The 22,945-nt window shown below is 61.5% G+C and carries 26 protein-coding genes, 1 tRNA gene and 4 pseudogenes; 13 read left to right on the top strand and 18 right to left on the bottom strand.

Annotated features, from left to right (window positions below; all coding sequences use genetic code 11):
* Nucleotides 1-45: 45 nt before the first annotated feature.
* Nucleotides 46-370, bottom strand: a pseudogene (locus tag OWR21_RS02495) (EthD family reductase).
* 125 nt (nt 371-495) lie between these two features.
* On the opposite strand from OWR21_RS02495, the gene OWR21_RS02490 reads away from it, so the two are divergent.
* From OWR21_RS02490 to OWR21_RS02475, 4 genes and pseudogenes are all read left to right on the top strand, one after another.
* Nucleotides 496-732, top strand: a complete 237-nt coding sequence (locus OWR21_RS02490; RefSeq protein ID WP_147215550.1) for a hypothetical protein — start codon at nt 496-498, stop codon at nt 730-732.
* An 81-nt stretch (nt 733-813) separates the two neighbouring features.
* Nucleotides 814-1,275, top strand: a complete 462-nt coding sequence (locus OWR21_RS02485) for a MarR family winged helix-turn-helix transcriptional regulator (protein WP_332394529.1) — start codon at nt 814-816, stop codon at nt 1,273-1,275.
* 109 nt (nt 1,276-1,384) lie between these two features.
* A complete protein-coding gene (locus OWR21_RS02480) occupies nt 1,385-1,840 on the top strand; it encodes an organic hydroperoxide resistance protein (protein ID WP_332394539.1) in 456 nt (151 codons plus the stop codon).
* Between the two features lie 51 nt (nt 1,841-1,891).
* A pseudogene (locus OWR21_RS02475) lies at nt 1,892-2,909 on the top strand (alpha/beta hydrolase).
* A gap of 223 nt (nt 2,910-3,132) precedes the next feature.
* On the opposite strand, the gene OWR21_RS02470 reads toward OWR21_RS02475, so the two are convergent.
* Nucleotides 3,133-3,426 (bottom strand): DUF1330 domain-containing protein, encoded by a 294-nt coding sequence (locus OWR21_RS02470; protein ID WP_316891704.1) that lies wholly within the window; start codon nt 3,424-3,426, stop codon nt 3,133-3,135.
* Between the two features lie 63 nt (nt 3,427-3,489).
* Between OWR21_RS02470 and OWR21_RS02465 the strand changes: the two genes are divergently transcribed.
* The gene (locus tag OWR21_RS02465; protein WP_332394527.1) at nt 3,490-3,966 is read left to right on the top strand and encodes a MarR family winged helix-turn-helix transcriptional regulator; all 477 of its coding nucleotides are present in this window, start codon (nt 3,490-3,492) and stop codon (nt 3,964-3,966) included.
* 446 nt (nt 3,967-4,412) lie between these two features.
* Complete coding sequence (locus OWR21_RS02460) at nt 4,413-5,147, top strand: PASTA domain-containing protein (protein WP_332394526.1); 735 nt, start codon at nt 4,413-4,415, stop codon at nt 5,145-5,147.
* 12 nt (nt 5,148-5,159) lie between these two features.
* On the opposite strand, the gene OWR21_RS02455 is transcribed toward OWR21_RS02460, so the two are convergent.
* From OWR21_RS02455 to OWR21_RS02445, 3 genes are read right to left on the bottom strand one after another with little or no spacing between them, the layout of a single operon-like run.
* Nucleotides 5,160-5,492 carry a carboxymuconolactone decarboxylase family protein gene (locus tag OWR21_RS02455; protein ID WP_332394525.1) on the bottom strand — a complete coding sequence of 111 codons (333 nt, stop codon included), beginning with the start codon at nt 5,490-5,492 and terminating at the stop codon, nt 5,160-5,162.
* A gap of 19 nt (nt 5,493-5,511) precedes the next feature.
* Nucleotides 5,512-6,066, bottom strand: coding sequence for an RNA polymerase sigma factor (locus OWR21_RS02450; RefSeq protein ID WP_332394524.1), 555 nt, complete (start codon nt 6,064-6,066; stop codon nt 5,512-5,514).
* A gap of 4 nt (nt 6,067-6,070) precedes the next feature.
* Entirely contained in the window at nt 6,071-6,277 is a 207-nt protein-coding gene (locus OWR21_RS02445) for a YgaP-like transmembrane domain (RefSeq protein WP_332394523.1), read from the bottom strand.
* A gap of 309 nt (nt 6,278-6,586) precedes the next feature.
* Between OWR21_RS02445 and OWR21_RS02440 the strand changes: the two are divergent.
* The 3 genes and pseudogenes from OWR21_RS02440 (at nt 6,587) to OWR21_RS02430 (ending at nt 8,973) form a co-directional block, all read left to right on the top strand.
* Nucleotides 6,587-7,837, top strand: a pseudogene (locus OWR21_RS02440) (Hsp70 family protein).
* Between the two features lie 80 nt (nt 7,838-7,917).
* Nucleotides 7,918-8,484 (top strand): NADPH-dependent FMN reductase, encoded by a 567-nt coding sequence (locus tag OWR21_RS02435; RefSeq protein WP_332394522.1) that lies wholly within the window; start codon nt 7,918-7,920, stop codon nt 8,482-8,484.
* Between the two features lie 228 nt (nt 8,485-8,712).
* Nucleotides 8,713-8,973: a hypothetical protein gene (locus OWR21_RS02430; protein WP_147215572.1), complete on the top strand. Its 261-nt coding sequence runs from the start codon at nt 8,713-8,715 to the stop codon at nt 8,971-8,973.
* 13 nt (nt 8,974-8,986) lie between these two features.
* On the opposite strand, the gene OWR21_RS02425 is transcribed toward OWR21_RS02430, so the two are convergent.
* Both OWR21_RS02425 and OWR21_RS02420 read right to left on the bottom strand, forming a co-directional pair.
* Nucleotides 8,987-9,847 (bottom strand): transglutaminase-like domain-containing protein, encoded by an 861-nt coding sequence (locus OWR21_RS02425; RefSeq protein ID WP_442968593.1) that lies wholly within the window; start codon nt 9,845-9,847, stop codon nt 8,987-8,989.
* Nucleotides 9,848-9,947: 100 nt separating this feature from the next.
* Entirely contained in the window at nt 9,948-10,232 is a 285-nt protein-coding gene (locus tag OWR21_RS02420) for a hypothetical protein (protein ID WP_147215574.1), read from the bottom strand.
* 477 nt (nt 10,233-10,709) lie between these two features.
* Here OWR21_RS02420 and OWR21_RS02415 point away from each other — a divergent pair.
* Nucleotides 10,710-10,793, top strand: a pseudogene (locus OWR21_RS02415) (IS5/IS1182 family transposase); the annotation flags it as partial.
* Between the two features lie 40 nt (nt 10,794-10,833).
* Here OWR21_RS02415 and OWR21_RS02410 read toward each other — a convergent pair.
* Complete coding sequence (locus tag OWR21_RS02410) at nt 10,834-11,790, bottom strand: fimbrial protein (protein ID WP_332394520.1); 957 nt, start codon at nt 11,788-11,790, stop codon at nt 10,834-10,836.
* Between the two features lie 854 nt (nt 11,791-12,644).
* Here OWR21_RS02410 and OWR21_RS02405 point away from each other — a divergent pair.
* From OWR21_RS02405 to OWR21_RS02395, 3 genes are all read left to right on the top strand, one after another.
* Nucleotides 12,645-13,118 carry a hypothetical protein gene (locus OWR21_RS02405; protein ID WP_332394519.1) on the top strand — a complete coding sequence of 158 codons (474 nt, stop codon included), beginning with the start codon at nt 12,645-12,647 and terminating at the stop codon, nt 13,116-13,118.
* Between the two features lie 391 nt (nt 13,119-13,509).
* Nucleotides 13,510-14,400, top strand: a complete 891-nt coding sequence (locus tag OWR21_RS02400) for a hypothetical protein (protein ID WP_332394518.1) — start codon at nt 13,510-13,512, stop codon at nt 14,398-14,400.
* 54 nt (nt 14,401-14,454) lie between these two features.
* On the top strand, nt 14,455-15,393 hold the full coding sequence (locus OWR21_RS02395) for an HNH endonuclease (RefSeq protein ID WP_332394517.1): 939 nt from the start codon (nt 14,455-14,457) through the stop codon (nt 15,391-15,393).
* Between the two features lie 953 nt (nt 15,394-16,346).
* Here the strand turns inward: OWR21_RS02395 and OWR21_RS02390 are convergent.
* From OWR21_RS02390 to OWR21_RS02345, 10 genes are all read right to left on the bottom strand, one after another.
* Nucleotides 16,347-16,422 (bottom strand) — tRNA-Ala (locus OWR21_RS02390).
* Between the two features lie 47 nt (nt 16,423-16,469).
* Nucleotides 16,470-18,191: a thiosulfohydrolase SoxB gene (gene soxB / locus OWR21_RS02385; protein WP_332394516.1), complete on the bottom strand. Its 1,722-nt coding sequence runs from the start codon at nt 18,189-18,191 to the stop codon at nt 16,470-16,472.
* Nucleotides 18,188-18,688 carry a TlpA disulfide reductase family protein gene (locus OWR21_RS02380; RefSeq protein ID WP_332394515.1) on the bottom strand — a complete coding sequence of 167 codons (501 nt, stop codon included), beginning with the start codon at nt 18,686-18,688 and terminating at the stop codon, nt 18,188-18,190. The genes soxB and OWR21_RS02380 overlap by 4 nt, the downstream gene beginning before the upstream one ends.
* Before the next feature lie 4 nt (nt 18,689-18,692).
* Nucleotides 18,693-19,313, bottom strand: a complete 621-nt coding sequence (soxX, locus tag OWR21_RS02375) for a sulfur oxidation c-type cytochrome SoxX (RefSeq protein ID WP_442968592.1) — start codon at nt 19,311-19,313, stop codon at nt 18,693-18,695.
* A gap of 54 nt (nt 19,314-19,367) precedes the next feature.
* Nucleotides 19,368-20,168, bottom strand: a complete 801-nt coding sequence (soxA, locus tag OWR21_RS02370) for a sulfur oxidation c-type cytochrome SoxA (RefSeq protein ID WP_027680507.1) — start codon at nt 20,166-20,168, stop codon at nt 19,368-19,370.
* 40 nt (nt 20,169-20,208) lie between these two features.
* Nucleotides 20,209-20,664: a DsrE family protein gene (locus OWR21_RS02365; protein ID WP_147216620.1), complete on the bottom strand. Its 456-nt coding sequence runs from the start codon at nt 20,662-20,664 to the stop codon at nt 20,209-20,211.
* A gap of 16 nt (nt 20,665-20,680) precedes the next feature.
* On the bottom strand, nt 20,681-20,992 hold the full coding sequence (soxZ, locus tag OWR21_RS02360) for a thiosulfate oxidation carrier complex protein SoxZ (protein ID WP_004628733.1): 312 nt from the start codon (nt 20,990-20,992) through the stop codon (nt 20,681-20,683).
* A gap of 18 nt (nt 20,993-21,010) precedes the next feature.
* Complete coding sequence (soxY, locus tag OWR21_RS02355) at nt 21,011-21,481, bottom strand: thiosulfate oxidation carrier protein SoxY (RefSeq protein WP_332394514.1); 471 nt, start codon at nt 21,479-21,481, stop codon at nt 21,011-21,013.
* A gap of 10 nt (nt 21,482-21,491) precedes the next feature.
* Nucleotides 21,492-21,839: a c-type cytochrome gene (locus tag OWR21_RS02350; protein ID WP_012436693.1), complete on the bottom strand. Its 348-nt coding sequence runs from the start codon at nt 21,837-21,839 to the stop codon at nt 21,492-21,494.
* Nucleotides 21,840-22,000: 161 nt separating this feature from the next.
* Nucleotides 22,001-22,888: an EamA family transporter gene (locus OWR21_RS02345; protein WP_332394513.1), complete on the bottom strand. Its 888-nt coding sequence runs from the start codon at nt 22,886-22,888 to the stop codon at nt 22,001-22,003.
* Nucleotides 22,889-22,945: the final 57 nt, after the last annotated feature.

Below are 22,945 nucleotides of genomic sequence, written 5' to 3'. Positions count from 1 at the left end.
GAACGCGTCAGTCCATTGTGATTGGTTGCAGCGCCGTCAAAGCGCTCAACGATCCGACCGCTCGACCACGACCTCGCTCAACTGAAGCACCGGTGCGATGTCGGTGTAATTGGCGATGTCGCCGAGGATCTCGGCGCCGTGTTCTTTCATGGCGGCTTGGAAGCCCTCGATCGAATCGCAGATCAACGCGCACATCGCCACGAACGCAGGCGGCGTTCCGCGCGCCGCCAGCCAGACCTTTTTCGACGGTGTAGTACGCGCAGGCATTGCCCAGCTTCGCCTTCACCATCGGCATGTGGCGGTCTCGGTAGTAGTCGTGGTCGAAGCGCGCGCCTTCGGTGTAGGGGTACATCACGGTCACTTTGATCATGTGGTCCTCCTTGTCGTCATCAGAGGCTGGAAGGATAGCGTGATACGGTCCGGGCCTCATCACAGGCGTTCGACCGACAATGGCCGCCATCGCCTACGACCATCCCGTTCGCAAAAGGAGTCCGCATGCCAGTTCACAAAGGCCCTACGTTCGACGGTCGAGATGTCTATATCGACTATCCCTTTGAGGAGGTGATGTTCCGATGGGAGCATCAGGCAAGGAAGATTTACGTTTGCTTCTATGGGGAGCGCGAATCCTCAGAACCCGTGCCGCATGACAGCCGCCTCTTTAACGATGCGCTGCGGTACGGGGACGAAATTGATCGTCTGCAGTACGAGCGGATAGCGCGCGGCGGCAAGTAAGGTTTGGCTCCCACCGCCCCTGAACAACCCATCTAAAAAATTAGCTTGCAATTCAATAGCGCGCTATATATATTTCCCTCCATGAACACACGCAAGCCTTCCCCCGCACGCCGCGACCTGGCCCTGGACGAGCAGCTCTGCTTTGCGCTGTACTCGGCCATGATCGGGATTAACAAAGCGTATCGGCCGCTGCTCAAGGCTCTGGACCTGACGTACTCGCAGTACCTCGTCATGCTGGTGTTGTGGGAGCAAGACAGCCAGACGGTGTCGCAGATCGGCGAGCGGCTGTTCCTCGACTCCGCCACGCTCACTCCGCTGCTGAAGCGGCTGGAGGCATCGGGGCTGATCGAGCGGCAGCGCTCGGCCGAGGACGAACGACGGGTGATCATCTCGCTCACGGCGGCCGGCAAGGCGCTGGAGAAGCGGGCCGAGAAAGTGCCGGCATGCATGGCTACGGCCATGGAGTGTGCGCCCGGCGAGCTGGAAGAACTGCGCACACAGTTGAATGCATTGCGAGGACGGCTCTTCAAGAACGCCGCCTGAGCACACACGTATGCCCGACGGGCGCCTGATCGCGCTCGTTTTTTTAAACTGATTAAGTAGCGTGCTATTTAATCGTAAGCAACTCGGCATCAGCCTCGACAGCCGATGCCTGCACCACCACCCCTCTCAGGAGAACCACCATGTCGATCGAAAAATCCTCTACCGTGCCAATGCTCGTGCCACCGGCGGCCGCGATGGCCGCGCCACCACTGACGATGGCCGGCTCGACGTCCGCCTGACCACGCCCACCGAACTGGGCGGTGCCGGCGGCGAAGGCACCAACCCCGAGCAGCTGTTTGCCGCTGGCTACAGCGCGTGTTTCCTCGGCGCAATCAAGTTTGTGGGTGCGCGCGACAAGATCCGCGTGCCGGCGGATGTGTCCGTGCAGGGCAGCGTTGGCATCGGCGTCATTCCGAACGGCTTTGGCATTGAAGTCGATCTGAAGATCAGCCTGCCCGGCATGGACCCGGCCGAAGCGCAAACGCTCATCGACCGCGCCCACATCGTCTGCCCCTATTCGAACGCGACGCGCGGAAACATCGACGTACGCCTGAGCCTGATCTAAGCCGTACGCCCTTCCCCAACATTCCCACGACAACCCATTAGAGGCCCAGCCATGAACCGCATGACCAAATTTGCCGCCGGCACCCTGCTCTCCGTGGCAGCAAGCGTTGCCCTTGCTGCGGGCAGCCCAGGCGTGGAGCGCAACACCCAGGCATTCCTCGATGCCCTGGCCGCCGGCGGTGGACAGCCGCTGGAAACCCTGTCACCCACCGATGCCCGCGCCGTGCTGGTGAGCGCACAAGCCGCGGCAAGGTGTCGCTGCCGCCCGCCGACGTCAGCCAGAAAACCATCACCGTGGATGGCAAGCCGATCAGCCTGACGATCGTGCGCCCGGCCGGCGCGAAAGGCACGTTGCCCGGCTTCATCTTCGTTCACGGCGGGGGCTGGGTGCTAGGGGACTTCCCCACGCACGAGCGCTTTGTGCGCGACCTGGTGGCCGACTCCGGCGCCGTCGCCGTCTTCGTCAACTACACGCCCTCGCCCGAAGCGCGGTATCCGGTGGCGATCAACCAGATCTACGCCGCCACAAAGTGGGTGGCAGAAAACGGTGCGCAGATCGGCGTAGACGGCAAGCGGCTGGCGATTGCCGGCAACAGCGTGGGCGGCAACATGGCGGCCGTGGTGGCCCTGATGGCCAAGGCGCACGGCACGCCCGCACTGCGCACGCAAGTCCTGTTCTGGCCGGTCACGAATGCCAGCTTCGAGAACGCTTCGTACGACGAGTTTGCGCAGGGGCACTTCCTGACCAAGCCGATGATGCAGTGGTTCTGGAACGCCTACACGACCGATCCGGCGCAGCGCCAGGAGATCTACGCATCGCCGCTGCTGGCCACGCCCGCTCAGTTGAAGGGCTGCCGCCCGCCCTGGTGATTACCGCCGAGAAGGATGTCTTGCGCGATGAAGGGGAAGCGTATGCACGCAAGCTCGACGCGGCCGGTGTGGATGTGACCGCCACGCGCTACAACGGCATGATTCACGACTTCGGCTTGCTCAATGCGCTGGCCGGCGTGCCGGCAACCCGTGCAGCGCTGCATCAAGCCAGCGAAGAGCTGAAGGCGCGGTTGAAGTAATTGGGTGGGCGGGTTGGTTCACCGCCTTCGCCGCCTTCACGGTTCACTGGTCAGCCAGCGATGCGCCCGCCCGTGTCTTGTGCACGCGGTGGGCGTGTTGCGTTGTGTTTCCGTGTCCCCTTGTTGCCTTGCCGACCGACGAGGCGCAGCTTGGGCGTCCTCTGCAATGGCTTGCATGTTTCGAGCGTACCGAGAACGTGCGCTCCCGACCGGAAGCGGTCTGTCACGACTGCGATTCGACGATGAACATCCGCGCTTGCTGGGCTTCCTGCCGATCGGCCTTGATCGGCGCATAGGTCTCGGAATTGTAGAAAGCCAGCGCTTGGGCCAGCGTGGGGAACTCGAACACACCAGCCATCGGCAACGGATCTTCGTCCCCCTCCAGAACCCGCGCGACAGGGCCGAAATGCAGGATTCGCCCACCCGCGTCTTGCAGCGCAGCCTGAAAGCGCGGAGCAAGCGCCGCCTGCTTGGCCGCGTCGATGATGCGTAGATTGACGTGTACGTATGCTGGCATTGTGGCTCCAAAATAATGCATATACAGTATTGATGCCAGGTGCGATTGTCAAACGGAGTAGACATGAAGGGTTTTGATCCAGAAGCTTTGAAGAACGTGGCAGCGGAGTGTCCGGGCTTCCAGGCACGCGCAACGGCGCGCGCGCTCACGCGTTACTACAACGCCTGTTTCAAGCCGCTCGGGCTCACGGCGGAGCAGTTCAGCCTCTTGGTTGGAATCGGTGAAGCCGAGGGCACGACGCTGGTCGAGCTGGCGGATAAGGCCGGGGTCGACCCCACGACCCTCAGCCGATCTGTCCAGAATCTGGAAAGCCGGGATTTGCTCCAGGCCACCGGCGGACGCGGCCGGGCTGGAAAGCAGTTGGCGCTCACGGCATCTGGGCGTCGGCTTGTCGCGGATGCGCTCCCGGTGTGGACTGCGGCCAAAGCAGAACTTGCCGCTCAGATGGGCGATAAAGCGCTTCGTTCAGCAAGGCAGGCAATGGCGAAACTGGCCAATGCTGCAGAAAACAGCTGCCCTATCGGCGTGTGCAGCGCATAGAGGACATTGCGAAGGCTTGCCGGAGCTTGGAGCCTCCGATGCCTTTGTCCATCGGCAAGCACCGATGGAGATGCGCTCGCGAGAGATTAAACGCAGGCTGCAGGCGATGTACCAGTCGATCTATCTTGACTAGAATCCGGAGCGCAGAATCCGCGCCATGCTGGTATAGAAGCAACGCCGATGTGTTTCTGCTTCTTAATATTCGCCGCCGCAGTCGCTCGATGCAGCGACTCCGTTCCCGCAACACCGGGCACCGCCGTGACACGTCGGGTCTGGAAGGCCTCTTCAACTGCCGCTCGTCATTCCCTCGTATGCAGCCTCGCAATTCCTTCTCCGCCTTCACAAGCACCATCGCCTCAAACGTCCTGCATGGCACGGCGCTGACGCTCGGTCTCGCGCTCACATTGCAGGCTGCCGCGCAAACGAGCGTGCCAGCGCTTCGGGTCGTGTCTGAGTTGAAAGACATCCGCATGAAGGCGATTGCCAACTTGCCCAAGGCCGGTGGCGACGCCAGTGACCGCGACAGTTGCCCGCAACTTGTCATCAAGCCAAAGTCGCCGGCCGCGAAACAAGTGGCCGCGCAAGGCTGGGCGGTAATGGCCGATGTACCGCTTGGCGCCTTTCGCGCTGTCAGCTTTGCCGGCCAGATGCAGGCCGCGACCAGCGGCACGTGCAACGTCACGCAAGGCAACGTAGCGGTGTTTCAGAACGACAAGCTCGTCGCGCTGGCCTACGGCAAATCAGCCGAAGACACCGCGATTGGCGCACTGACCCCGCTGGAAGGCGGCGCCGTGCGCGTGTGGGATGGTGACATTTCTCCTCTGCCCGTCGGCGACCTGCGGGTTGACGGCGATGGCACGCTGCGCCTGAGCAAGGTGGCCGACGAGGATGCCGTCTGCCAGGGTCGCGCCCACGTGCCGAATGTCTACAACATGCCGATCGACAAAGCGCGCAAGGCGCTCGCCGACAAGGGCTGGAAGCCTGTGAAGGGTGGCGCCAGCCCGGAGCCTCGTCAGGCTGCGCTGGTCAAGCGCGGCATCGGCGAGGCCAACTCCTGCGCCGGCACGGGCTTGGCCTATTGCGATTTCAACTACGTTGGGCCCGCAGGCAAGCTGACCGTGACCACCGTCGGCGAGGACGCTCTCCCACGCGTGGCGGGGTACGACGTCAGGTGCCGCTGACTGTGGATGGTTTTATGCCTCTTCAAAGAGGCGGATCGCCATCAGGCCATGTCCCATTGTTGCGCCGGCCCGGACCGCTGCTGCAATTGAAATCAACTCTGCGAGTTCTTCAGCAGTAGCGCCGGCCTTTTTGGCTGCCTTCGTATGGACATCAAGGCAGTACGAACACTGCGTCGTCAGCGCAACGGCGAGCGAGATGAACTCCCTGACCTTGGGCGGAATGAGACCATCAGCGCGCTTCGCGGCATGATCGAAGGCCATAAAAGCGTTGCCCTCTTCCTTCGCAAGGGCAAGAAGCTTTGGAATGTTCTGGAAGTCCTTGGGCGACTGGTATTCATTCATCATTGATGGCTGCCGTTTTCAATTACCGTTCATTTTCCGAATCCATTGCCGAATTCCAGTATCCGCTTGCGACAAGCTTCTCGCGCACCATGGACCGGGCACGATGCAGTCGGCTCTTGACGGCTTCAACGGTCACCCCTAGCTCGGCCGCCACCTCCGGCGCCGTCAGTCCATCAACATCGCGCAAGATGAGAACCTCGCGATAGTTCTTTGGAAGCGTCTGGATTGCGTTGGTGAGATCCGTTCGCAGATCTCTTGGGATCATCGGTGCCTGAACAGCATCCAAATCGGCCTCGTACAAGGGAATGGACCCTTTTCCCCTGGTAAAGAATCGGTAGCATTCCCTTTCGACGACACGGAATAGCCAGCTCGCAAAGGCCGCCGCCGTACGTAGCGCGCCAATTTTTCGAGACACCCGCCATAGGGCGATCTGCACGGCGTCTTCGGCGTCCTCGCTATTGGTGCACGTTCGTCTCGCAAACCGCTTTAGATCGGGCTGACACACTGCCAGCAGTCGAGAAATTGCAGCCTCGTTACCGGCGCAAGCCGCCTCAATAAGCTCATCAGACGCACGCATCATTTCAGTTCTTTATTGGCGTTCTTCCAACAAGCGCACAGGCCGGACAAAAGCCGACAACTGCTGTGCCCGCAAGAATTGCTGCGGCCGCGTAGCCGGCAATCATGCCCCACGTCGTCGCCCACGTTGCTGTAGCGGCGGCTGTGCAGAGCCCAAGGGAAGCGCGAATCAATCGCTCCGGGGTGGGCAGATTCCGCTTGAGATAGAACATAGGGACACATCCTCCTGTTGTGCTGGTGACGGCTTCATAGAGGCACAGCCAGCGCAAAAGGATTCTTTTTCCAGGTATTTCGGGACTGGCGCACCAAGGACCGCCCCTGGGCACCTCTCGCCATCGCCTCTGACAGTGATCGCGTGTGTGCCCGACTCTCAGCAGCCGCGTGTTGCCCGTGAACAGCGTGCGCCGTGAGGGGATGTGTCGCACAAAGCCACTACAATAGCGCCCCTTTCGCAGGTGGCGCCCGCTCTGATATCCCGTGCGGGCGCATGCCTCCCGCTGCACTCCAGAAGCCACAATCCTATGATGTCAAACGCCTGCGGCGTCGATTTCGGCACGTCCAACTCCACCGTCGGCTGGCTGAGACCGGACGCCCCCACCCTGCTGCCGCTCGAAGACGGCAAGGCGACGCTCCCTTCCGTCATCTTCTTTCACGCCGAAGACCCGACGGTCAGCTATGGCCGTGCCGCGCTGGCCGACTATCTTGCCGGCTACGGGCCGCCTGATGCGCTCGCTCAAGAGCCTGCTCGGCACGTCGATGATGGACGACAGCACCGAGGTCATGGGCCAGGCCATGCCGTTCCGCAAGCTGCTGGCGCATTTCATCGGCGAACTCAAGCGGCGCGCCGAGCACGCCGCCGGCCATGAATTCCGCCGCGCCGTGCTGGGCCGCCCGGTGTTCTTCATCGACGAAGATCCCAAGGCCGACCAGCTTGCCGAAGACACGCTGGCGGACATCGCGCGCGACGCCGGCTTTGACGAGATCGCCTTCCAGTACGAGCCCATCGCCGCCGCGTTCGACTACGAGGCCGGCATCAGCGGTGAAGAACTTGTGCTGGTGGCCGACATTGGCGGCGGTACGTCGGACTTCTCGCTCGTGCGCCTGTCACCCGACCGCGCGAAACGCCTTGACCGCCGCGACGACATCCTCGCCAACGGCGGCGTGCACATCGGCGGCACCGACTTCGACCGCGCCTTGAGCCTGGCCAGCGTGATGCCGCTACTGGGTCTGAACAGCACGCTGCGCAACGGCAAGGCAATGCCGTCCGGCCAGTATTTCGACCTGGCGAGCTGGCACACCATCAACCACGTGTACACGCGCAAGGCATGGACGGTGGTGATGGACAACTACCGAGATGCCGCCGACACCGAAAAACTCGACCGCCTCATCCGCCTGATCCGCGAGCGCGCCGGCCACTGGCTCGCTATCCAGGTGGAAGCCGCGAAGATCGCGCTGTCGGACGCCCCGGTGGCGGAGATCGACCTGCACCGCATCGCGCCCGAGTTGAAGCAGCCCGTCACGCGCGAAGACTTTGACCAGTCGATTGGGAAGCTGGTCGGCAAAACGGTCTCGACGGTGCAGGCGATGCTGAAAACGGCAGGCGTTACAGCGGAAGCGGTCGATACCATTCTCTTTGCCGGCGGCTCCAGCGGGTGCCGTTGCTGCGCGAGCAACTGGCGCAAGTGCTGCCGTCGGCGCGACGCGTGGAGGGCGACCTGTTCGGCGGGATCGGTTCTGGCCTGGCGCGCGATGCAGCGCGCAAGTTTGGCTGACGGGTGGCGGGACGTTTCGAGCGTATCGAACCAAACCAGACAACCCCGGGCGCGGCAGGATGTCTCCAAAGGAAAACCAGATGAAGCTCCTAACCATCTCCGGCAGTGCGCGCCGCGATTCCGTCAACACGGCGCTACTGCTCGGCTTGAAAGACGTTGCCCCTGAGGGCGTTGAGCTATCGGTATTCCATCGCCTCGACACCTTGCCGGTCTTTTCCCCTGACCTGGAAGGGCCACAGACACCCGCCGCAGTGCTGGAATTCCTGACACTCGTGTCCGGATGCGACGGCATCATTATTGCCAGCCCCGAATACGTTCGCGCGATTCCGGGAGGGCTCAAGAACGTCATCGATTGGATGGTCTCGCGATTCGAAGTCATCGGGAAACCCATTGCGCTCGCACATGCATCTCATCGTGGCGACGACATGCTCAGATCGCTCCGGCTGGTGCTGTCCACTGTCAGCGATCAGTTTCTCGAAGACGTATTTCTGCGCATCCCGTTGATCGGAAAAACGCCAGACGAAATCAAAACCCTGCTGAAGCTGCCAGAACGGCAGTCCGAAATGCGCGCATTTCTGTCGGCTTTCGTGGCTGCGATTCGCTCTCGGCAGACAGCTTCAACAGCCAACGCCCAACTGCCACTCTGACCAGCTCAGGCATTCCCGCCCGTCACGGGAATGCGTCAACCTCTTGTTATTGGCTGTAGCCCCCTCGCCAATGCAATGCCCGGCAGGCGCATCTCGGTTGCCGGATCGTTCCTTGCGTGTGTCTGTCACGTGGAAGATGACGTGATTGCACATTGCGCATTCTTCCATGGTCATCGGCGCTGAATGCTGCAATGCTAGCGCACAGAAATAACGCACACCGGAGGCAACATGACACGCACCACCGACTACCGTGGCTTTCAGATTCATGTGGAGCTTGTTCAGACCTCTGAGGACATGTTCGACCTGTGGTTCCGGATCGAAGGGCCCATGGAGCCTGCGGGCGTGGCCGCCCTGGGCAAACGGATCAAGGCCCATGGAGGTCCGTTTTCACGGCGATGGGCGCACTTGGTGGGGGAGGTGGCCGGGCGCGCCGCTGTGGACGTCATTCTTGGCCCTGAGGACATCCCTCCAGCGACACAGGAATGGTGAGCGCGCTGGTGGCTTACCAAGTGCAGATGGCTTGGTCGGTCGGCATTGGCAGATCGGCCTTCGGCTCTGCGCTTGTGAGCGCGTGCACCTGGACGCTGGGACGCGCGGGTTCGACATCGCCAAAGATCATTGCGACGGGGACTTCAGTGGCATCGCGACCGGTACCGATCCGCAGGAGCCCCATGGGCATCGATCCGTTTGACGGATCGAGCAGATTCCATTGATTACCAAGGTACACCTCCACAAATGCGTGGAAGTCAGGAGGGCCGAGGGCAGGGTCGACTCCGTAATTGACGCTCGTCGCGAAGCGGGCCGGAATGCTGAGCGCACGACACAACGCGATCATCAAGTGGGCGTAGTCCCGGCATACGCCATGCCGATCCACCAATGTGCTGACCGCAGAGGTCTGCTCGCTCGTGGAAAGCGGGATGAATTCCACATACCGGCAGACCCAATCCCGGATCGCAAGGACAAGCGCGTACCCGCGCTGATATCCGCCAAACCCCCGGCGCGCAAACGCCATGAGGCGGTCTGATTCGCAATATCGGCTGGGGGCCAGGAAGGGAATAACGTCCAACGGCAAATCCGCCACCCGCACCTCAAACAATGACTGAGGCGGCGTGAGCAAGTGATGCATATCAACGGTAGCAACATAGTTGATAGCGAGATGGCCGCGCGGTGCCTGCACCCGTAGATGACGGTTGAGCAGGCCCGGCTCAGTCTGAAGCGTGGTCGGAACTGCAGGGGTCAGTTGCAGCGATTCGGCAACGATGGTCTGTCGCGCAGTCTGCGCTGCATGGAAGTTGAAGATGAAGTCTGCAGACTGATCGTGAATCTCATAAGTTAGGCAGATCGAGTACTGCATTCGAACCATGCGCGCTCCTGGTGCCCAGCATTGCTGGGCTGCTTGATTGAATGATTGCGCCTGAACAGGCCACCGGGCAGACGTTCCGAGTTGGGCCTCACAGAACCCTCTACTCGCCCGCCATGGACTGGCCAGGCACGAGCCCATCGATGATTTCCTCGGCGCCATGCGTGGCCGCGCGCTTTGCAGCGCCTACGTTGTCCCATGGCTCGCCTCTGAGGCGAAAGACGCGGGAACGCTCGTCGTCCATCGTCTCGCCTTCACGGCAGATGACGACCGAGACGCTGTACGCACGGTCGGGGCGTTTTTCGTGCCACTCGCGTGGCGGGTTGAAGGGGTAAATCAGGGGGTAAATCGCGAACCCTTTGTAGAAGGATGTCGGGTAGGTATCCATGGCGGATCTCCCATAAGAAAAGCGAGCAGGCCGGGGCCACTGGACGTGGTGCTCTGACAGCAAGGCGAGAATGCCCCGGGGCAGGTGAAGTGCGGGCCGTGCCGGACAACCAGCGCGGAAAGGCAGCGTGAATGACTGGATCGAGGTGGGACGTCGGCGACGCGTCGATCAGAGGCGAGGCAAATTTCTCTTGTGCCGGGCTGGTAATGGCCCCGCTGGAATCCGTACCCCACTCTACTCTGATATCGGGATCATGGGTCGGGGTATTTCTTGGCGCGCTCCGCGTCACATTGCGCGCTGTGATGCTGTGGGTTGCGTGGTCAACAATGCAGCGCGTTCATCCACAGAACTGTCACCCTTACCGCGCCCCATCTGCGCGGCATTCCCGCCCGTCACGGGAATGCGTCAATCTGTTGTTATTGGCTGTAGCCACGCCGCTCTATGGCGGCTAGATCGCGAAGCGAGATGAGCGTCTCCTTCTGGCGCCCTCTTGATACTCATCTCGCTTTGCTCACTCCGGCTTGCGCCGTCATCTGCTGCCGATTCGTCGATCGGTTTTGTTGGCGGCGCTTACAGTCGATCGCATCCGCGCCGCCGCTCGTTACTGATACTCCATCAACACCGACATGGCGCCATTCACGGTGCCGGGCGTGACGTTGGCTTCGGTCTGAACGTAGGACACCCGCATCGGGATCGAGAACGAACCGCCGGTGTCCTTGTTGTAGTCATCGATTCTGGTGGACGTATCGAATACAACAGGCGCGCCCGCACCGTTCGTTACCCTGATCCTCACGCCTTTGGCGGTTGATTCGGGCGAAAGCGGCAATACACCTGCCGAAGCCTCGATCGTGTCGCCCACCGGCTTGAGCCTGTAGAAGATCTTGTTGTATCCCTTTGGGCAGTCGTTAATGCTGATCTGGAAGCTGCGCTCGGCAGCCGTTGCCCCAATGCCAGCCAAGCTTCTTGCGCGGGTGGGTTGCAGTTCTACGGTCTGACTTGGCACCGAGCAGCTTCCTTCGACTCTGGTCAGCCTCGTGTTGAGGCGGATGTAGTTAAGGATCTTGTCGGATCCCGACGTTGTCTTTGTAAAGAACCAGAACTGAATGGCATCAGTTGTTCCGTTAATCAACTCTGGGGCACTGTCCCTCAGCAATTGAATTTCGATGGGCGAAGAGAATGTTATGGGCGATTGATTTTCATACAGCCTTGTCTGAGGTTCCCCATTGACAAGGACTTGCATCTTCAAGCCTGTGATTTCCGTGACAACGGTCGGCCCGTTCACCGCCATGCCCGGTACGTCACCCGGGATGAGATGAATTTGACTGATAGGAAGGAAATTCACCAACCTGCATGTGCCCTCGCCACATAGCTTTTGAGGCGTCAAATAGTCTCTGGCCACAACGGTGTTAGCCGCAACATCCCGGGGCAGTGAGAGTGCGGTAGTAAAAGGACGGAAATCCGTGCCGAAAGCAGACGTGGCCGCAGTCAAGCACAGCGTCGCCGCTACTGCCCGCCCCACCACGCGCATGTCTTTCAGACCGGGCCGGTGCAGCTTCATTAGTCTGAGATACGCCCGCGCTTCGAACGCGCCGGTCAGGTAGACGTGGTTTTTGGTGAGTCCGCTCGCGCGGGAAGACTTAGACCCGTGGGGGTGTTGAAGGTGGAGATGGGTAGGACGCGGGGCGGTTCCCGCTTTGACGATTTGGCATAAAGCCTCCGTGAGTATTGATCGGAGGTCCGCCTTCTCGTCGCCAGACGAAGGTGGCGGGCCTGACGGCGGGGCTGGCGAACCGGTACTCACGGCAACCGGCAGACCCGAAGGTCTCCCCACCCGGCCCGCCATAGGAGGCATGCGCGAGTGTGCGCGAGCGTATCCGCCAAGCGGACGCTCGTTGTGAGTATGTCGAATCGCCAGACCCGACTGCCGTTGGTGCGGCAGCGGGATGGATTATAGCGAGGGGGCAGCGGCGAAAGTTGGATTATTGATTCGTCGGGAGCGACGGTCGGAAGGTCACGCTCCAGCCTCAAACAGTGGCACTTCACCCGCAGAGAGTGGAACGCGAGGGTCAAACACTGGCGTTTCACTGTTTGAGGGCCGAGCGTCAGTGTCAAAGAGTCGAATTCGACCCTTTTAGGGTCGCGTTTGAGCCTCAAACACTCGAACTTCACTGTCTGAGGGTCACGTTCCACTGTCTGAGGGTCGAGCGTCAGTCTCAGAGGGTCGAATTCGACAGTCCGAGGCTCCCGCTTCACGCTCCAACACTCGAACGGCGTGAGCGGGCTTGACCGCCCCATGCGCGAGTGGTTTCCGTCAAAAGTTGTGGACAGCATTGCGATACGCCGCAGCGGTAGCCAACCTCATCGGGTTGTGCCAATCGGCATGACGTTGATATCCGCTTTAGAAGGAACGCAATGTCTCAGAACTTGATCTCGTTTCAACCCAGCGCCACCGACCTGACCGCCATTGACGGTGCGCTGAAGACACTGGAAGAAAAGCTCGTCGGCCTGATTGACCTGTCAATCGAGCAGCGCAGCACGCTCATGAAGATGGGTAACAAGTCCGAAGCGTTCTGCCGCCAGGCGGTGGAGCTGCTCAGCAACAACCCCAGCGTGCTTCCTGCCAATTTCAACCTGCAGGAAATGCGACGTGACTTGGTGGGCTTCGACACCCTCCGCCCTCGCCTCGCCCGCGTGGAGAAGTTGCTGGAACGAATGCAGGATTCGCAGCTGGCGATGGGCAGTGATCTGATGACGGCCGCGCTGGAGGGTTACACGTACCTGAAGGTTGCGGGTAAGGGCGAAGGGTTGGATTCGGCGCGGCGTACGTTGTCGGCGCGGTTTAGCCGGGGGCCGCGGAAGAAGGCGGAGGAGGTGGCTGGGGAGTGAGGTGAGGGGCTGCTGATGGTTTGATGCGGCCTAGATGAGAAAAGCCCGCGATGAGTTTGGATCGCGGGCTTTTTGTTGGGAATTGCTTATGAAACATCGGGATTGAGTTGGCAAAGCTCGAACAGGTCCGCCCTCAAAGAGACTTTAGCAACGGCTGTGTCGAACTCTTATGGCTTTTACGAATTGGAAAGTAAGAATTTGGAGATCGTAAGTCGGCGTGCTGGTAATCACTGACAGGTGAAGGTGTTCTACAAACGGGCCTGTGAGTGGACGCGCTTCATCAATAGCCAGCCTTTCGTCTAATCCCTCCACCCTTCGCACATCAGCTTAGGAGGCGCCGCTAAAATGTAAATTTTACGCGTGATACCATGGACTTTCTAGAGCCAGAGGGGTGTATATGCAAGGTTGGGCAGCGCTACTCCAAGCAATAGCCGCCATTTTGTGGCCTGTATTTGCGTTTACAGCCTTGTTTGTCTTCCGGGCACAAATCGCAGATCTAGCTAAGCGGCTAAAAAAAGGGAAACTTCTTGGTCAAGAGATAGAGCTTAGTGACTCGCTGGACAAGTTAACATTGGCTGTCGAGTCTGCGCAAAGCGAGGTCGCAAGTCTTCCTAATGCTGTGATCCCGGAAAAGACATTAGGTGAACAAGCCGTTCAGCAAGATATCGTCCGGCGGATCATTGATGAAGCGGGGCGCTCACCCAAGGCAGCTCTTATCATGCTTGCAAGTGAACTCGAAAAGGTTGCGCGGCAGACCCTCGCAATCACGGGACACCTCAATGGTCGGCGGTTTGTTCCAATGCGAGAAGCGATCGAACAGTTGCACAAAGCATACGGGCTTCCTACTCACGTTCCAAGTTCGCTTAAGCATTTTTGGGAGATCCGGAATCGGTTGATCCATGGCGGCGAGGGAAACGATGAGGATATTTTACGCGCCATCGACTCTGGCATTTCCATACTGAAAGCACTTCAGGCCCTGCCAAGTGAAATCAACGTAGTACACGATCCCGGTGTAACTGTTTATCTTGATGCGGGGGCAACAACACCGATTGAAGGCGTGAAAGGCGTAATCTTGGAAACGCACTCGCCAGGCGGAGTCTCAAAGTCATTCAGAATCTTTCCCACCAGAAATATTTTCATAAAAGGGAAAGAAGTGTCATGGGAGTGGAATATGGGATTGGTTATTTCTAACTCATGGTACAAAGATCCCGTTTCTGGAGAAATCAGAAAAGCATGGGAAAGCGCAGCCGAGTTTGTTGGCCGCCACCTGGACGAAATCTGAAGCAATCCAAGATGGCGCGGATTCAGCTCGATTAATCTTATTGCCGCCTTCAATATGTCACACGGACCAACCCAAATAGCGTCTAAAGGATTCTGTATCTACTGCGGCCGCTCGGGCTTGAAATTAACGGATGAGCACATTGTGCCCCTGTCGTTGGGTGGAGCGCACGTGATCAAAGACGCCAGCTGTGTAGACTGCGCGAGAGTTACTTCTAGATTTGAGCTTGAAGTTGCCAGAAACCTATGGGGAGACGCAAGAATCAGCTACGGTGCTCCTTCGCGACGAAAGAAATTGCGCCCTCAAAATATTGCGCTAAATGACATTGCCTACCCAGGGAATAAAATTACTATTCCTTATAGCGAATATCCAGCCGCTATGATTTTCTACCTGATGAAAGGCGCGGGCGTACTTCTGGGCCTTCCCGAGGATGTGGATCAATCAGGTAGTTGGCAGTTTCGCGCCGTTGTTGATGATCAAAAGATAAAAGCCTTTGAGCGCAAATATCCAGGTAGGCTTACTGCAAAATTCAAACACATCCCTGACAGCTTCGGTAGGCTTATAGCTAAAATCGGCTACGGACAGATTCTCTGCACACTAGATCCGCAGGATTTTCACCCAATTTGCGTCCCGTATATTCTCGGAATCAAATCCAACCTATCGCACATAATAGGAGGGCGCTGGTCGATTCCAGAGCCAACGCCTGGGATTGGGTATGAGCTTAATACATGCTGCGCGGGCGATAACAACAACATTCTCCTGATTGCCGAGATTCGCCTCACAGCAAATTGCCATACCCCCGTATATCATGCAGTGGTTGGCGCAGTTACGGGCCCCGATAGCGTGGCCAAGGTTCTAAACAAACTGCAGGCGCCCGCACCCACCCTCATGGCAGACTCGGCGACATATCAGCCCATCCAAGACGATCGATTCCATTGGCAGCCTCGCGTCTGGCCACTGCCAATCTTTGCAGAACTGGGATCAGTGGCGGAGTAAGACACTGGCCGTCGAATACTTCAACAGCGGCCGTGGCATTAAGAAAAGGGGGAGTGCAATTGGCAGATTTAGAGTGGAACACTTGAGGAAGCACGTGTTATAGCCGCCGCACTAAAGGCAGCCCTTCCGGATGCTGTGGACGCGACCTGTCAAGGGATTCGCCATAAGACGATTTTCTACTTGCTGGTTGCTCGCGAATCGTTGCTATATCGAGTTTCCGCGCTCGCAGATGACGCTATCCCGCTCATCGATAGCGGCCGGCACCTCAGCGCCGCAGTCCTCACACGATCAATGCTCGAATCGGCTGCGGTACTGGGCTTTCTGTTACGCAGTTTGGAGACTTTCGAACGCACGAGAGATGTGAAGGCCTTGTATAAACGGGTCGCGAAGGTTGTAGTTGGGTCACGCAACGACGAGGAGAGCCCTGATTCTGTCCACGTCATGGAAGCGATTCGAGAGACTGATAGCCGGTTACCGGTGCCTGGGTTGATGCATTTATACGGCAGCCTCAGTGAGTTTGCCCACCCAAACTGGAGCGGTCTTCTCGGAACGTTTGGCACACATGAAGGTGCTCTACGTGTTCGGCTGGGGGCAGCCGCACGCGATACCTGCTCTCGGCCCGAGCCTAGCGATCATTCTTAGCTCGTTTGAATTCCTCTACGAGCGAGTAGGAGAGGCAATCGAAAAGGCAGCCACCAAACTGCAATAGGAAAGAGACGATGGCGACGGTTGAAGATTCCTTTCTTCACGTCGCGCATCCGCTCGCCGCTGTCCACGACGACCACGCCCTACTGCAACAACTGCCCGGAATGGCCTCTTGCTCCCGAATTTGCCCTCACTCGGCACACGGGTAGCAATGGCGGAATTTAGGCAATGCAGACAACAAAAAACCCGCGACGCTCAACGCTTCGCGGGTTTTTTGGGGCATCGCTCATCAAACGCTGCCAGTAACTTGGTGGACCGAAGGAGGATCGAACTCCCGACCTCCGCATTGCGAACGCGGCGCTCTCCCAGCTGAGCTATCGGCCCGTGGCGACAAAGTTTAGCCGAATTTCCGGAGCCCTTTCAATCGGGGTTCAACCCGCGTTTTCCATGCCCGGATTGCCCTCCATGCCCACAATACGCGGCGTGTTCAGCGGCCTTGCGGTCACTTCGCGCTGGTCGCGCAGCCAGTCGGCCAGTACGTCCCACACGGGGCGCCCGCCGGCCTTGCGGGCTTCGGGCGATACGGCGGCCCAGCCGGCCACTTTGTAGCGGCGGTCGGCGTCGATGGGCTTGCCGCTTCCCGGCCCCAGGCGCATGTCGGTAATGCGCTGGCCCATGGGCTTCAACGGGTCGATGGTGTAGCGCAGGCCGCCGGTGCGCACCATGTCGCCGCCCTGCTGGTAGTACGGGTCTGGGTTGAACAGGTTGTCGGCCACGTCCTCCAGCACGGTCTTGATGGTGGCGCCCGTCATCTCGGTCAGCGTGGTGGCCGGGTAGGTGATGGCGGTCTGGGCCATCAGCGCTTCCATGGTCAGGGCCTCGCCGGGCAGCAGCGTGGTGCCCCAGCGGAAGCCGGGCGAGAAGGCAATCTCGGCGCCCTGCGCGTGCATCAGGCCATCAACGATGAGCTGGTCGAACGTGCCGTTGAAGTTGCCGCGCCGGTACAGCAGGCCGCGGTTGGTGGCGAGCGTTTCGCCCAGCTTGTCTTTGTACGGCGCGCGCACGCGGTCAATCAGCGCCGTCATGGCGGGGTCGGCCGGCAGCAGGTCGGCAAACACGGGCAGCAGCGTATAGCGGATGTCGCGCACGGTGCCGCCGCGCACATCCAGATCGAGCACGCCGACAAACTTGCCGTTGGCGCCCGCATTGGTGACGAGCGTCACGCCGCCCGGGTTGCTGACCTTGACGGGTGCGGGCACCGCGTCGTGCGTATGCCCGCCCAGGATGGCGTCCAGCCCGCGCACGCGCGAGGCGAGCTTCAGGTCGACATCCATGCCGTTGTGCGACAGCAGCACGACCACCTTGGCGCCCTTGCCGCGCGCCTCGTCAATCATCTTCTGCAGCCGTTCTTCCTGAATGCCGAACGTCCAGTCGGGCGTGAAATCGGCCGGGTGGGCGATGGGCGTGTACGGAAACGCCTGCCCGATGATGGCGACCGGCACGCCGTTCAGCTCGCGCAGCACGTACGGGTCGAACACCGGGTCGCCAAAGTCGGCGGTCTGGATGTTCTGCGCGACAAACGCGACCTTGTTCTTGAAGTCGTGATCGACCACGTGGCGCACGCGGTCGGCGCCGTAGGTCATCTCCCAGTGCGGGGTCATGACGTCCACGCCCAGCGCGAGGGCCGCGTCGACCATGTCCTGGCCGTTGGTCCACAGTGCAGTGGCGGAGCCCTGCCAGGTGTCGCCGCCGTCCAGCAGCAGCGCATTCGGGCGCGTGGCGCGCAGGCGCTTGATGAGCGTGGCCAGATGCGCGAAGCCGCCCATGCGGCCGTAGCGGCGGGCGGCCTCGGTAAAGTCGAGCGCCGTAAAGGCGTGCGCGGCGCGCGAGCCCGGCGCGATGCCGTACCGCTTGAGCAGCGCGTGCCCGACCAGATGCGGCGGCTGCCCGGCCCATTGCCCCACGCCCAGGTTGACGCTGGGCTCGCGGTATTCAATGGGCAGCAACTGCGCGTGGCAATCGGTGAAGTGCAGCAGGTGGACGTTGCCAAAGCGCGGCGCGTCGTAGCTGAACGTATCAGCGTGGGCGTCGGTCAGGCGCAGGCCGGCGGCTGCGGCAATCGCCAGGGCTTGAACGAATTCGCGACGGTTCATTGTTTGGGGCTGTGTGCGTAGCGTGCGAGGTCGGCCACGTCGTCTTCCAGCATCTCGCCGACTTCCTTGCGCACCACGCGGCCCTTGGCGTCGAGCACGAGCAGTTCGGGCAAGCCCTTGCGCGGGCCGGTGGCGGCGCACAGCGCGTCGGTTTCCATCGCTACGGGGAAGGTGAAGCCGCGCTTGGCGACGTAGTCCTTCGCGAGCTGCGGGTTGGCGTCGATGCTGATGGTGAGGATGCGCAGGTCAGTGCCGCGCGTGGCGTCGTAGAGCTTTTGCAGGCGTGGGTTCTGCAGCGCGCAGAACGGGCACCACGATGCCCACGTGGCGATGATGACGGGGTGCCCGCGCCACGCATCGCCCGGCACACGCGTGCCGTCGAGCAATTGCACGTCGGGCAGCGCCACCACATCGCCCACTTCGACGGCCTGCGCGGTGCTTGCGGCAAACACCATCGCCGCTGCCGCCCACATCAGGAACCGTCGAAGCGTACGCATGGCGTTACTGGTTCACGGGCGAGGCCGGGTCGAACAACAGCGCCATCACGTCGCGGATCTGCTGCTCGGTGAGGATGCCCTTGTGCCCGAAGCGCGGCATGTTGGAGCACGCCGCATACGCGTTGGAGTTGTAGATCTTGCCCCACGTGTAGCGCAGGATCGCCTCCGAATCCCCACGCAGCTTGCCGTACTGGTACAGCGAGGGGCCGATGGTGCCGTAGGACAGTTCGTCTTTTGACAAGCGGTGGCACGCGTAGCAGTTGGCGCCGTTCGCGCCGCCGGCCGGGTCGGAGAACTGCATGCCGCGGCCGCTCTGCGCGGTCTTCTCGCCTTCCTTCCAGTCGCCCAGCCATTTGTTGTCTGCGGGGTAATGGATGGTCTTGAATTGCGCGTCTTCCAGCTTCTTGGCAACCGCAACGGGCACGGCATTGCGGTCGGCAAACTGGCTGCAGATCTTCTGCACGTCGTCGCGCTCGGTCACGCCTTCCACGGTGGCCGGGCCCTTGGAGACAAAGCTCTGCTGGATGACCTTGGCGAGCGCCGCGTCGGCCTTTGCTTCGGGCTTGGGCGGGGTGACGGCCTTGGCGGCGTCGGCTGCGTGCGCGGTGCCCGCAGCCAGGGCCAATGTGAGTGCCGTCAGAACGATGGGGTCAGTCGGGTCATGCGTGGCCTCATCGTGTCATCGTTTGATGGACGGCGCGTCCATCTTGCCGCCGTTGGCGTTGCGGGCAAGGAACATCTCCAGCGCGGTAATCACCTCGCTGCCGTAGAGCGGTTCCGGAAAGCGCTGCTGGCGCAGGCAGTCATACAGGCGGTGCTGCATCGTGCGTACCTCGCCCTGCGAGACGCGATAACCCGGCCAGGTGGAATACGCAAAGCGCGCGCCGTCGGCGGTCAGCAAGTCAGGCAGCTCCTGCAGGCGGATGCGCAAACCCGGCTGGGCATGGCACGTGGCGCAGGCAAAGTCGTACGCGCCGCCGCGGTAGAAGAACATGCGGCGGCCGAGTTCGTACACGCGCTTTTCTTCGGGGTGGGCGAGCGGAATGTCGATGGCCGCGCCGCGCGATTCCGAAGCCACGTACGCCATCAGCCGTTCAATGTCCGACGCCTTGCCGGGCGACGAGAACGGGCGGGCCGATGCCTCTTCCTTGGTCAGCCCTTGCAGCGTCATGCGGCAATGCATGAGGCGCTGTTCGGCGTCCATCACGCGGCCGGTGTCTTTGAAGTAGCGCGGCAGCTTGGCGTAGGCGCCCTTCACCACGCCGGGGCCCAGGCCCAGGTCGCACGCTTCAAGCGAGGCCTGCTTGGGGCCGGCGGGCTTCTTCCAGAGTTCTTCTCCGGCGGCTTCCCAGAGTTCGGCCGGGTTGCCGTCGGCCAGCATCTCGCGGTACTGCGCGATGCCGGCGGCGGTGCTGTCCTTGGCGTCCTGCGCGGATGCCATGACGGCGCTGCCAGCAACCCACGCCGCAGCCAGCACCATCGTCCATGTCTTGTGTTTCACGGTCCCCTCCGTGGGTCGCCTACGGTTTGATATAGGCGAAACCTTCTTCCTGCTGCAAGCGGGTGATTTCCACCACGCCGGCCGGCACCACCTTGGTTTCGAGCAGCAGCTTGTCTTCTGGCACCTTGAAGGCCATCAGCGAGTTATGGCACACGCGAAACTCCACGCCCATGCTGGCAAGCGCCGCCACGGGCGCATCGAAGGTGCGGCCCTGCGCGTCCTTGGCACCTTCAACGAGGAAATCAATGCCGTGGCCCAGCGCCACCACCACGATCTTCGTGCCGGGTGCGCCGTTCAGGTGGTTGCGCAGGTTGCCGATGGCGCGCACGGCCTGGTCGATGCCTTCGCTCAGCTGGTAGACCACCTTGTAGCGGGCACCGGCGCCGCCCGCGCGCGGGGCGTTCTGGGCAGCGGCCTTGCCGGCTACGCCCAAGGCCGCCAGCGCGGCGGTCACACGAAAGAAGCTGCGTCGCATGTGGGCCTCCTGGCGCTTACTGGATCGACGTTTCGTCGGTGCGCTTGTCGCCGTGGTTGTCCACCCACGTGACCGTCACCTTGTCGCCCTTGGCGCCGCCCTTGAACTTGAAATTGAGGAACGGATCTTTCGAAACGGCCGGGCCGAACTGTGCGTCGAGCACCGTCTTGCCGCTGTGCTGCACCGTCACGTTGGTGATGTGCCAGGCGGGCACGACCTTGCCGGACGCGTCTTTGCGCTGGCCGGTTTCCATGTCGTGCTTCATCAGGATCTTCACGTCGGTGGTGCCGCCGTTTTCCATCGCGCGAATGCGCATCGGGTCTGCCATGGTGTGTTCTCCTGAGGTTTAACCGCCGCAGCCACCAAGGGTGACCTTCACTTCCTTGCTCGCCAGCACCCATTTGCCGTTGGCGCGCACGGCGGCGTAGACCGTTGACGTCTCGCCCATCTTCACGCGCGTGCTGACAAACGGGTCGGTGCCGGCCGGAATGGCGAACGTAGCGGCCAGCGTGTTCGGGTTCTTTTCGACCAGGATGGCGATGAGGTCGGTGCCCGGCAGCGTGCTCGTCACGACCAGCGGCACCACGGCGCCGTTTTCGGCAATGTCCGGTGCGGTGAGCTGGATGCCGGCGCCGCCCTTGTCGACCGCGCCGCCGCCCAGTTGCTTAAGCACGTCGTTCACGCCCTTCACGGCAAAGGCGGCCTTGTTCCATTCGGCCGCCTGGGCCGGCGTGGCAATGCCGGCAGACACCAGCAGCGCCATCATGGCGCCGGCACGCAGCACGTCACGGCGGCCCAGGTTGATTGCGTCGTTCATCGTCCGTTCCTCACTTGGCCGGGGCGCCTGCGAGCACCCAGTCGATCACGGTTTTCAGATCGGCATCGGCAATCTTCGGATTGGCCGGCATCGGGATCTGGCCCCAGTTGCCCATGCCGCCCTCGCGCACCTTCTTGATGAGCTTGGCTTGTGCGCCGGCATCGCCCTTGTACTTGGCGGCAACGTCCTGGTAGGCCGGGCCGACGAGCTTGCGGTCGACGGCGTGGCAGCCCATGCAGGCGTTCTGGTTGGCGATGGACAAGGCGCGGGCGGCGTCAACGGCGGCCAGCGCGGGCGTGGCGGACAGCGCCAGGCCGGCCAGCACCGCCGCAGCGGCGAGCGTGGGGGCGAACTTCATGTGGTCTCCAGAAGACGAGGCTGCCCGCATGCGTGTGCGGGCGAAATGGCGGGAATCGGACCCGGTATTGTGCCCGAAACGGGCCAAATCCTATGTCGCGCCCACAGCAAAACGCCCGGTACCTTCCGGCCCGGGCGCTTGTTGCTGATGGGGGTGTGGCGTCAGGCCATCGCCCGCCGCGCGGCCAGCCGGCCGCCAAACACGTTGAGCAGCAGCCCCGCCATCACCACCGCGCCGCCCAGCCATTGGGCGGGCACCAGGCGCTCGCCCAGCAGCACGGCCGCCGATACCAGCCCCACCACCGGCACCAGCAGCGTGAGCGGCGCAACCTGGCTGGCCGCATACCGCGCCAGCAGGCGGCTCCACAGGCTGTAGCCGAAGATGGTGGCGCCAAAGGACAGGTAGACGATCGCGCCGATGCTCGACGCGCTGATGTTCGCTAGGCTGTGCGCAATCTGCTCCGGCCCCTCCAGCCAGTACGACAGCAGGAAGAACGGAACCGGCGGAATGACGGCGCCCCACACCACCAGGCTCACCACATTTACCGGTCCGACGCGCTTGGTGACGATGTTGCCGCTGGCCCAAGAAAACGCCGCGCACAGCGTCAGCAAGAAGCCGGCGGTGGTCATGCCCGTGACCGAGCCGCCGCCCGCCATGCCGATGACGGCCAGCCCGCCCGCGGCCACCGCCATGCCGGCCAGGTGGAACCAGCGGATCGGCTCGCGCAGCACGATGGCGGCAATCGCCAGCGTAAAGAACGCCTGCGACTGCAGCACCAGCGAGGCCAGCCCCGCCGGCATGCCCACGTACATGGCCGAGAACAGGAACGCGAACTGCCCGAAGCTGATGGTGGCGCCGTAAGCCACCAGCCACTTGAGCGCGATCTTGGGGCGCGGCACGAAGAGCACGGCCGGGAACGCGACCAGCGCGAAGCGCAGCGCACCCAGCAGCATGGGCGGCACGCCGTACAGGCCCACCTTGATGACGACAAAGTTGACGCCCCACACCAGCACAACGGTCAGGGCCAGCAGCAGATCCTTGGGAGACATGATGATCGGAAGGTTCGGACGGCCGCCCGTGCGGCCACATGACGCACTGTAGGCGCC

The sequence above is a fragment of the Ralstonia sp. 1B3 genome, assembly GCF_036631435.1.
The sequence above is the reverse complement of the archived record's forward strand: the minus strand, read 5'-3'. Positions and strand labels throughout refer to the sequence as shown.

Bases quoted from the DNA above. Each gene is read 5' to 3' on its own strand.
- OWR21_RS02455 (WP_332394525.1), bottom strand. From the start codon at position 5,492: ATGATGAATGAATACCAGTCGCCCAAGGACTTCCAGAACATTCCAAAG.
- OWR21_RS02410 (WP_332394520.1), bottom strand. From the start codon at position 11,790: ATGAAGCTGCACCGGCCCGGTCTGAAAGACATGCGCGTGGTGGGGCGG.
- OWR21_RS02490 (WP_147215550.1), top strand. From the start codon at position 496: ATGCCAGTTCACAAAGGCCCTACGTTCGACGGTCGAGATGTCTATATC.
- OWR21_RS02470 (WP_316891704.1), bottom strand. From the start codon at position 3,426: ATGCCAGCATACGTACACGTCAATCTACGCATCATCGACGCGGCCAAG.
- OWR21_RS02445 (WP_332394523.1), bottom strand. From the start codon at position 6,277: ATGTTCTATCTCAAGCGGAATCTGCCCACCCCGGAGCGATTGATTCGC.
- OWR21_RS02430 (WP_147215572.1), top strand. From the start codon at position 8,713: ATGACACGCACCACCGACTACCGTGGCTTTCAGATTCATGTGGAGCTT.
- soxB (WP_332394516.1), bottom strand. From the start codon at position 18,191: ATGAACCGTCGCGAATTCGTTCAAGCCCTGGCGATTGCCGCAGCCGCC.
- OWR21_RS02420 (WP_147215574.1), bottom strand. From the start codon at position 10,232: ATGGATACCTACCCGACATCCTTCTACAAAGGGTTCGCGATTTACCCC.
- OWR21_RS02350 (WP_012436693.1), bottom strand. From the start codon at position 21,839: ATGAAGTTCGCCCCCACGCTCGCCGCTGCGGCGGTGCTGGCCGGCCTG.
- OWR21_RS02395 (WP_332394517.1), top strand. From the start codon at position 14,455: ATGTCACACGGACCAACCCAAATAGCGTCTAAAGGATTCTGTATCTAC.
- OWR21_RS02485 (WP_332394529.1), top strand. From the start codon at position 814: ATGAACACACGCAAGCCTTCCCCCGCACGCCGCGACCTGGCCCTGGAC.
- OWR21_RS02425 (WP_442968593.1), bottom strand. From the start codon at position 9,847: ATGGTTCGAATGCAGTACTCGATCTGCCTAACTTATGAGATTCACGAT.
- OWR21_RS02435 (WP_332394522.1), top strand. From the start codon at position 7,918: ATGAAGCTCCTAACCATCTCCGGCAGTGCGCGCCGCGATTCCGTCAAC.
- OWR21_RS02450 (WP_332394524.1), bottom strand. From the start codon at position 6,066: ATGCGTGCGTCTGATGAGCTTATTGAGGCGGCTTGCGCCGGTAACGAG.
- soxY (WP_332394514.1), bottom strand. From the start codon at position 21,481: ATGAACGACGCAATCAACCTGGGCCGCCGTGACGTGCTGCGTGCCGGC.
- OWR21_RS02345 (WP_332394513.1), bottom strand. From the start codon at position 22,888: ATGTCTCCCAAGGATCTGCTGCTGGCCCTGACCGTTGTGCTGGTGTGG.
- OWR21_RS02365 (WP_147216620.1), bottom strand. From the start codon at position 20,664: ATGCGACGCAGCTTCTTTCGTGTGACCGCCGCGCTGGCGGCCTTGGGC.
- soxA (WP_027680507.1), bottom strand. From the start codon at position 20,168: ATGGTGCTGGCTGCGGCGTGGGTTGCTGGCAGCGCCGTCATGGCATCC.
- OWR21_RS02465 (WP_332394527.1), top strand. From the start codon at position 3,490: ATGAAGGGTTTTGATCCAGAAGCTTTGAAGAACGTGGCAGCGGAGTGT.
- OWR21_RS02405 (WP_332394519.1), top strand. From the start codon at position 12,645: ATGTCTCAGAACTTGATCTCGTTTCAACCCAGCGCCACCGACCTGACC.
- soxZ (WP_004628733.1), bottom strand. From the start codon at position 20,992: ATGGCAGACCCGATGCGCATTCGCGCGATGGAAAACGGCGGCACCACC.
- OWR21_RS02380 (WP_332394515.1), bottom strand. From the start codon at position 18,688: ATGCGTACGCTTCGACGGTTCCTGATGTGGGCGGCAGCGGCGATGGTG.